A 7,847-nucleotide genomic window follows, 5' to 3' on the forward strand; every position below is an offset into this window, starting at 1 on the left:
CAGTAGTCGTCGGCTCAATCATGCAGCGCGGAGTCGCGAGGCCAATTGTTCAATTGCAGCGGCTTCGTTGTCCTCGTTACCACCACCGTGAAAGCGGACGAACTCGCGCACCATGGACAGTTTCGAATGCGCCAGTTCAACATGATGCGATACTCGCAACATGGTAGCGAGGGGCAGATTATCGATGGTGAGTTTTTCTCAAATTGCGTTCGCAGTGATCTTGGTCGCTTCAATTCTCTGTGCCACCTGGACCGATGTTCTCAGTCGAATTTGATTTTGCTAATCAAACGGTTTTGGCGATCAAAAAAATAGGCTTCATACGATATTCCTTTCAGAGCATACACCTTTTCAATACTGACTTTTTCGGCGCCGTCTTGCAAAGATTGAACGTAGCGTTGTCGATCAACCGAAAGAGATGACAGCGGAACAGCGTTCTCGATTTCCAAGCCTTCGTCGTACCTAAGCTCCGCAAGATAGACCAAGGTATTCCAAGTTAATCGAGCGCTTAATTCTTCAGCCTTGATGGTCACTATTAGATCGGGATCATTTGCAAGTTTAATATCGACAACCGCGCGGTTCAGCATCAATACGCCAGAAAGTACCATGGCGGTATATCCAGCTCGCATGAACAGTCCTCTGGATACACTAGGCAAAACGAATTTCATTAAGCCAGAGGAGAGAACAGCGGCCAGCGCCACGAGCAAGCCGATTTCTATGGTTTTGAGATGAAACAAACCCAATGACGCATAAAGATAGAGCTTGATCAAATGGAGCAAGACTTCATTCGCGGCTCTGGTCGCGATGATTTCATCGTTGTCTAAACCGCAGCGAAAATAAAACCGATTAAACAGGACACCAACCGCACCTGTCAGACCAGAAATGAAACCTGCCAAAAGGCCGACCAGTCTGATTTGCCATGGTGGAACAGTGAGCGATGCGGATGCGGTATGTTTCGTTTCCTGCTTTCTAAAGAGCCAAAGTAGATTGGAGATTAGAAATAGGCTGATGCACAACTCTAGATACATCGGTTGAAGATAACTCAACATCTTCGCGCCTAAAATCACTCCCAACATAGCCGTCGGTAAGAACAACTTGGCGATATCCCAACGGATGACGCTAAAAAATATCCAGATTCGGGAAAAGGAGCTTGTTGCTGTTCCAAGGGTAAGCGCTGCTGGCACCTGGCTTAGCGGGAGTGAATAGCCAAGGATTGGGATCAGTAATAATCCGGCGCCACCGCCACAAAATGCACTGAGAGAAAACGCAGTAAGCGCTGCAACAAAAAGAAAAAAGTAGATCATGGGGTCATCCATTCTACCAAACGAAAATCGTGAGCTTCGGGTGTCCGTCGTAAGATGATTTGAGGCCGATCAGGCATTCTTGCGAAGAGAGGCACCAGCTCAGCAATGTATAGATCTGAAGCGCCCCAGATCTGATGCTGCAAGCGATGGTGGCGAGAGCGCTGAACCGGGCGATGCGTGAACGCAGACGATGCCGATGTGCTGGACAACGTCATCAGAGACATACCTGGAAGCAGAAAAGTAGAGATCGCCGACTCGCACCGAAGCATCTGGTCATCTACGCAGAACACTGGTTGAAAATCATTGTGGCGACTGTGCCTTGAACGTCCGTTCGCCTCTGATGGAACAGCCGGATGTTGTTACGATCCGCAGCCGCTTTGGCGATCGCCAAACCAAGGCCGCTTCCTTCAATCTCCTGCGGCGCGCCTCGATAAAAACGATCGTAGATGAAAGGCATGACATCATTCGGGATGCCGGGTCCGCTGTCCATTACATCTATTCGGGGCTGATTTTCAGTGAGAGAGAGTTTCACCGTGACCACACTGTCCCGCGATGAATAGCAAATCGCATTGTCGATAAGAATCGACAGAATTTTTCGAACCGCGGTATCGTCTGCATCAACTGATGCGGGATCTGCGATGTCTCTCTCGAGATGAATTCCACTTGCGCGTGCCGAGGTGACAAACTCTGTGAGGATTGAGGTGATAAGAGCGGCAAGGTCGATCGTTCGATTGCAGACTGCGGGACTGCCTTCAGATCTGGCCATTTCCAGCAGCTGGTTTGCCAAATGAGACGATCGTCGTACCCCATCACCGAGTTCGTTTGCCAATTCTCTGGATTGTTTACTGAGGTCAGATGCCAGTAAATTGTCGGTCTGTATTTGCAGCGCTGCAAGGGGCGTCCGGAGTTCGTGAGCGGCGTCGGCAACGAAACGTCGCTGGGTTTCCAATGCCTGACGATAGCGCTCCACAAGTTGATTGATTGCTGCAATGAGCGGAACGATCTCGGTCGGTATGTCCGTGGGCTGAAGGGATTCGCGCACCTCGAGGCTTCGGTTGCCGATTGCAGATGATAGGCGATGAAATTCGCGCAGGGTTCGTCCGATGGACCAACGGATCAGAAGCCATGCGAGCGGCACCGCCAGCAGCAAAGGAAGTGCAGCGCCCTTGGCAGCAAACGCGGCAATCTCGCGGCGGGCACTCCAGGTTTGAGCAATCAGCGCGTTGTGGTGAGCAGTGCTCCATCGATAGACACGCCAGGGTTGACCGTCTACGACAGCATCAGAAAGACCGGGTTGGGACGTCCACGGTATATCGACTGAAGGTCCGCCGTGGTAAACAATGGCCCCAGAGTGATCCCAGACGCGAACCACGAGCCGGTCTTCATCCTCCGTTTCAAAGTCCATTGGCGTTTTTTTACTGGTATTGATCGCAATTTCCTGCAACTGGGCATCGAGGAACTTGTTAGCTTCGTAGGTCACCAAGCCGAAAGATGCGGCTGCGGCAGCCAAGCAGAAAGCTGCCAGCAATGCCGTGATCGGAGCGAGTATTGTCCTCAGCAACGAATTCATGACTCGCCTTTGATAACCACCCAGCCTGCTCCACGGATGTTGTGGATCAAGTCCTTGCCGAACTTCTTTCGTAGGCCGTGTATGACGACATCGACCGCGTTGCTCTGGATTTCCTCGCCCCAGCCGTAAATTCGCATTTCAATTTGCGAGCGGGACAGAATGGTTCCGGGATGTTCCATCAGAGCATACAACACCGAGAACTCACGGGCGGACAGCGTTGCTTCGACGTCTCGGAAGGTCGCGACGTAAGTGGATGGATTCAGGGCAATGTCCTTGCTGGTCATCAATGCGCTGGTTCGAGCATTTGTTCGTCGAATCACGGCTCGAATCCGGGCCAGCAGGGTACGAAGGTCGAACGGCTTTATGAGGTAATCGTAGGCGCCGAGATCGAGGCCTGTCACGATATCCTCTACGTGATCTCGCGCCGTTATGATGAGGATGGGCGGCATTCTCCTGCTGCTTCGCATTGCCTTCAGGATTTCGAATCCCGACATCTCCGGAAGCCCGATATCGAGTAGCGCCGCCGCGTGCTCTGCGCGCGTGAGCGCAGCTAACCCGTCGGCCCCATCGCGGATCCAATCCACAGTCATGCCGTTTCGCCCAAGGCCTCGGACCAGCGCTTTGCCAAACATCGCATCGTCTTCGATCAATAGCAGGCGCATTGTAACCGTTGGCTTGTGGGGTGGACTCGAAAGTCAATCGCTATTTGCGAACTTCCACTCGCTTAGAGCTGGTTTTCGGGCTCGATCAATAGTCTCGATCATGACCTAGAGACATTCTAAATCCGATCTAATCTTCACCTAATTCTACTCTTGCAGAAGCATGCGCGAATTTATCGGGATTCGGGGGAATACGTCTTATGACTAACGTAGGTTGCTGGGTTGCGCGCTTTGGTCGGCGCTCATTTCTTCTTTCAACGAGTGCCGTGGTCGCGTTTGGCGCCGGAATGTTGGCGAACAGCAGCTCCACGTTTGCACAAGAATCGCGATCGTCCGACACGACATTGCCGAAGGTGACGATTGATGCGCCAACGCAGACACAGACCCGGCGTCGTCGCGCGTCAACTGCTGCACCGCGAACTGTAAGGTCGAGCCGTCAGGTCGCTGCTTCAGCACCCACGCCTAAACATATGCCGAGCGTGAACAGCCAGGACGCAAAGACAGGGCAGTCGGGCTACATCACCCAGAGCATAACCACCGCGACGCGGACGAACACACCTCTCATCAACGTCCCCCAGTCCGTCACCGTGCTGACAAAGGAGTTCATCAAGGACACAGCCATCCTGTCGATCGGCGAGGCCACGCGCTACGTGCCGGGCGTGATCTACCATCAAGGCGAAGGCCATCGAGACGATCTCGTAATCCGTGGACAGCGGACCAATGCAGATTTCTTCACAAATGGAATTCGGGACGACGTGCAGTATTTCCGCGATGTCTACAATCTCCAGCGGCTTGAGGTTCTGAAGGGCCCCAACGCTATGATTTTTGGACGCGGCGGCGGTGGCGGCGTGGTCAACCGGGTGTTGAAGGAGGCCGATGGCACGTCGGTTCGGGAGTTCACGGTCTGGGGAAATTCCTATCCGGGCGCGCGTATGACGGCCGACATCGGGCAGGCCATCAATGAGAATTGGGCGGCCCGTTTCAATGCAATGTATGAAAACACGAGTAGCTACCGAGATTTTGTCCATCTCGATCGCTGGGCCGTCAATCCAACCGTCACTTTTGCACCAAACGATACCACGACGGTCAAGCTGAGCTATGAGCACCTGCACGATAATCGGACCGTTGATCGTGGCGTCCCTTCGCAGATCCGCCCCGGCAACGCATTTCCGCGATTTCCATACGACACGTCGTCATCGACGTTCTTCGGCAATCCTCTTCTGAGCTATGCAATCGCTGACGTTGATATTGGTATGGCGATTATCGAGCACGATTTCGAAAACGGGTTCGCGGTCCGTAACGCTACTCAAGCGGCGAATTACAACAAGTTCTATCAGAACGTTTTTCCGGGTGGCGGCGCCAATGCGGGCGCGGTTAACCTTGCTGGTACATCCAGCAATCTTTCATCTTACAATAACGAAACGGACCGATCCAACCTCTTCAATCGAACGGACGTAACCTACAAGTTCGATGCCGGTTTGACGCGTCACACGGTCCTATTCGGAGGAGAGCTCGGTCGTCAGAGCGGTCTGAACTATCGTCAAAGCGGCTTCTTCAACGGCGTGGATTCGACGATCACTGTCGATCCAAGAAATCCTGTTTCCTATGTCCCCGTGACGTTCAGAAACAACGGGGCTACGGATGCAAACAATACCTACAACCTCAATCTTGGCGCAGCCTTCCTTCAGGATCAGATTGAAATCACCCGCTATCTGCAATTGATCGCTGGCGTGCGGTTCGATCATTTCGACCTCTCGTCACGAGATCGGCGGACCAACGTGGTGCTAGGCCGCGTTGACGATCTTGTGTCGCCGCGTGCGGGCATCGTTTACAAACCGATAGACAATCTGTCGATCTACGGCAGCTATAGTGTGTCGTACCTGCCGAGCGCTGGAGACCAATTCAGCGCGCTCAGTCCCGGATTGGTGATCGCACCGCCAGAAAAATTTGTGAACACCGAGATTGGGGTCAAGTACGATATCGTGCCTCGGCTTCAGTTTGCCGCCGCTGTGTATGATCTCGATCGGACCAACCAACGTATCGCGGATCCAGTCAATATTGGGTTCTTTCTCCTCAACGGGCAGACCAAGACACGAGGCTTTGAGGCGTCCCTTGCCGGTTACATCACGGATGCATGGCAAGTCACTGGTGGGTATTCCTACACGGATGCTCGGATTGCAAACAATCTCTCGGCAACGATTGTTGCCGGAAACCGCGTAGGGCTCGTTCCCTATAATACCTTCTCCGTCTGGAACAAATATCAGTTCGATCCCATGTGGGCCGGAGGCATAGGCGTGATCCATTATTCGAACTTCTTTGCCTCGTCCGACAACACCGTCCGCCTTCCGGAGTTTACGCGTGTTGATGCCGCAGTCATCCTGACTTTGAACCCGACGTGGCGCGCTCAGCTGAACATCGAGAACTTGTTCGATCAAAAATACTTCTCGACCGCAGATGGTAACAATAACCTTATGCCCGGATCACCGCGTGTGTTCCGGCTGCAGGCCACAGCGAGATTCTGAACGTTTGAAGCAGTCGTGGCGCCGAGCATCAGCTGTTCAAATGGTGGTTGTTCGATGAGCGAGATATTTGGTCTTCGAAACCATAACGTCACCGTAGACGGCTCATCGTTGAGTTTGACGTTCGACGGCAGGTGGGGCGAGCAAATTACGGTATCTATGCCCGCCGACCATTTGGACGCGCTTATGGCATCGCTTGGAAGAGTCAAACAAGAAGTGTCGATCAGGCAACGACCACAGAAACTAGTATTTAGCTTTCGAGGGCTGCAATCTTGGTCGGCTTCGAACGTCCCTGGTCAGGAGTATGTGTTTGTTATTCTCGATGGCTCTACTGCTCTGGCAGCGCCATACGCTGTGCCTCCGAAAATGGCAGAAGAGCTAGCTTCGGCGCTGTTGTCTGCCGCTGATGTCGCACGAAAGCAACGTCGGGACAATTGATCAACCTAGAAGAAGGTAACCCTAAATGGGAGATTTTCTTGGTTGGATAGCCAAGTCATCCGTGAGGGTGGATCGATCTCAATCTGTCGATGCTGAAACCGTCACTCTCGGTTCGCATACTCTTGAAAATTGCTTGCCCGTAAGATCCGAAGATCAGGCCGAAGATGGAATAGGAAGGTCAAATCTTATGCATCTGCATCTAGCTGCCGCTCAGAAATCTGAATCGCATCGGAAGTTTACTCCCGGCCGATATTCCTGGAGCGAAGTCCTGGATCAACTACGTGACGAAATCGCCGTGCTGTTGACGATGGGACTTGATCGGACCGAAATTGCTCGCAAGCTCGACATATCGGAGGCGGATGTCCGTGCGCTCGGCCCCAAAATACGTACGGGAGTCATGCGCCGCGATCTCTCCCGGCGGGCTGTCATTGCGCTGTTGAACGGTCGCCATGCTCATCTCAGCGGACGAACAGTTGGCAACCGAGTCCAACGCCTTATTAGGATCGCGTCCTCCTACACCCGTGAGGAACTGCTCATGGAGCCCGGTGTCGGAATCGTTACCGCAATCGAGATCGAGCTGTGGCTCGAAAAGCGGGGATGTTCGTTGGTAAAGGAATTCGTCGCGGATGATGGTATCGATAGAGTGGCGACCAATCCTATGTGTTGATAGCAGCTCTCATGGCCATTGTAATTTCAAATCGGCGCAGATTTTTTCGCCGCTGTATCGCTACGGCGCTTTGACGGACATTATTCTGCATTTGCGCCGACAATGCCCTGCGCGTTTCCGCTCCGATCTGTCGACAACGCTTTCTATCGTACCGGGAAGTGTATGACAGCAGGTGGTCGTCGAAGGAAACTACGGTTTCCAAGGGACGAGCCGTCGGTTTGCGCTCTACCTCGTGTATCGTCTTTTTTCTGATAGCGGAGCATGGTAGGAGTGCCCGTACACGCAGCCTGTTTTTCGATCTGGACGGCGCTACAGAGCCTTGTCGAACGCTTTGGGCTGATGATCCCTGAAATGGTAAATTGGTCGGCATCTATGATCCTGTTTTCTGTTGAGCCGAGATGTGAACGCAGTGATGTTTAGAACGTCACTGAGGACGATTTCGCTTGCGGTCACGCTGACTGTCTTGTCGCTGGCTTCCCCCGCGATTGCGCAGCAGAACAGCGCGCCGCATCCGACGGCGCCATCCGCGCCGACGCCGGCATTTTCCGCACCGGCAACGACGGTTCAGGCGCCCTCGTCGCCCTCCGGCGCATCGGGACCGTCTTCCACCGAGGCCGCGCCGTCCCCCGCCGGTGACGCCGGCGCCAACCTGCTGGAGCAGGCGTCACCTCACGACCTGTCTCCGTGGTCGAT

Annotated in this window: 6 protein-coding genes and 1 pseudogene; 4 read left to right on the forward strand and 3 right to left on the reverse strand. The window is 53.5% G+C overall.

The window, feature by feature from the left end:
• Positions 1-260 precede the first annotated feature (260 nt).
• The 3 genes from GGQ85_RS12380 to GGQ85_RS12390 all read right to left on the reverse strand — a co-directional run bounded on the left by GGQ85_RS12380 (position 261) and on the right by GGQ85_RS12390 (position 3,533).
• Entirely contained in the window at positions 261-1,301 is a 1,041-nt protein-coding gene (locus GGQ85_RS12380; RefSeq protein ID WP_309774758.1) for a sulfite exporter TauE/SafE family protein, read from the reverse strand.
• A 277-nt stretch (positions 1,302-1,578) separates the two neighbouring features.
• On the reverse strand, positions 1,579-2,871 hold the full coding sequence (locus tag GGQ85_RS12385; protein ID WP_309774759.1) for an ATP-binding protein: 1,293 nt from the start codon (positions 2,869-2,871) through the stop codon (positions 1,579-1,581).
• Positions 2,868-3,533: a response regulator transcription factor gene (locus GGQ85_RS12390; protein WP_309774760.1), complete on the reverse strand. Its 666-nt coding sequence runs from the start codon at positions 3,531-3,533 to the stop codon at positions 2,868-2,870. Before GGQ85_RS12390 ends, GGQ85_RS12385 begins: the two co-directional genes overlap by 4 nt.
• A 197-nt stretch (positions 3,534-3,730) precedes the next feature.
• Here GGQ85_RS12390 and GGQ85_RS12395 point away from each other — a divergent pair, with 197 nt between their 5' ends.
• The 4 genes and pseudogenes from GGQ85_RS12395 to GGQ85_RS12410 all read left to right on the forward strand — a co-directional run.
• Entirely contained in the window at positions 3,731-6,052 is a 2,322-nt protein-coding gene (locus GGQ85_RS12395; RefSeq protein WP_374708884.1) for a TonB-dependent receptor, read from the forward strand.
• A 54-nt stretch (positions 6,053-6,106) separates the two neighbouring features.
• Positions 6,107-6,487: a hypothetical protein gene (locus GGQ85_RS12400; protein ID WP_139372918.1), complete on the forward strand. Its 381-nt coding sequence runs from the start codon at positions 6,107-6,109 to the stop codon at positions 6,485-6,487.
• Between the two features lie 25 nt (positions 6,488-6,512).
• Entirely contained in the window at positions 6,513-7,154 is a 642-nt protein-coding gene (locus GGQ85_RS12405) for a hypothetical protein (RefSeq protein ID WP_309774762.1), read from the forward strand.
• A gap of 412 nt (positions 7,155-7,566) precedes the next feature.
• Positions 7,567-7,847, forward strand: a pseudogene (locus tag GGQ85_RS12410) (tonB-system energizer ExbB); the annotation flags it as partial.

Source organism: Nitrobacter vulgaris (genome assembly GCF_031453995.1).
In the GTDB taxonomy this organism is placed as follows: domain Bacteria; phylum Pseudomonadota; class Alphaproteobacteria; order Rhizobiales; family Xanthobacteraceae; genus Nitrobacter; species Nitrobacter vulgaris.

What these genes read in the sequence shown, in the direction of transcription:
- GGQ85_RS12400 (WP_139372918.1), top strand. Translation starts at nt 6,107, where the DNA reads ATGAGCGAGATATTTGGTCTTCGAAACCATAACGTCACCGTAGACGGC.
- GGQ85_RS12390 (WP_309774760.1), bottom strand. Translation starts at nt 3,533, where the DNA reads ATGCGCCTGCTATTGATCGAAGACGATGCGATGTTTGGCAAAGCGCTG.
- GGQ85_RS12405 (WP_309774762.1), top strand. Translation starts at nt 6,513, where the DNA reads ATGGGAGATTTTCTTGGTTGGATAGCCAAGTCATCCGTGAGGGTGGAT.
- GGQ85_RS12385 (WP_309774759.1), bottom strand. Translation starts at nt 2,871, where the DNA reads ATGAATTCGTTGCTGAGGACAATACTCGCTCCGATCACGGCATTGCTG.
- GGQ85_RS12380 (WP_309774758.1), bottom strand. Translation starts at nt 1,301, where the DNA reads ATGATCTACTTTTTTCTTTTTGTTGCAGCGCTTACTGCGTTTTCTCTC.
- GGQ85_RS12395 (WP_374708884.1), top strand. Translation starts at nt 3,731, where the DNA reads ATGACTAACGTAGGTTGCTGGGTTGCGCGCTTTGGTCGGCGCTCATTT.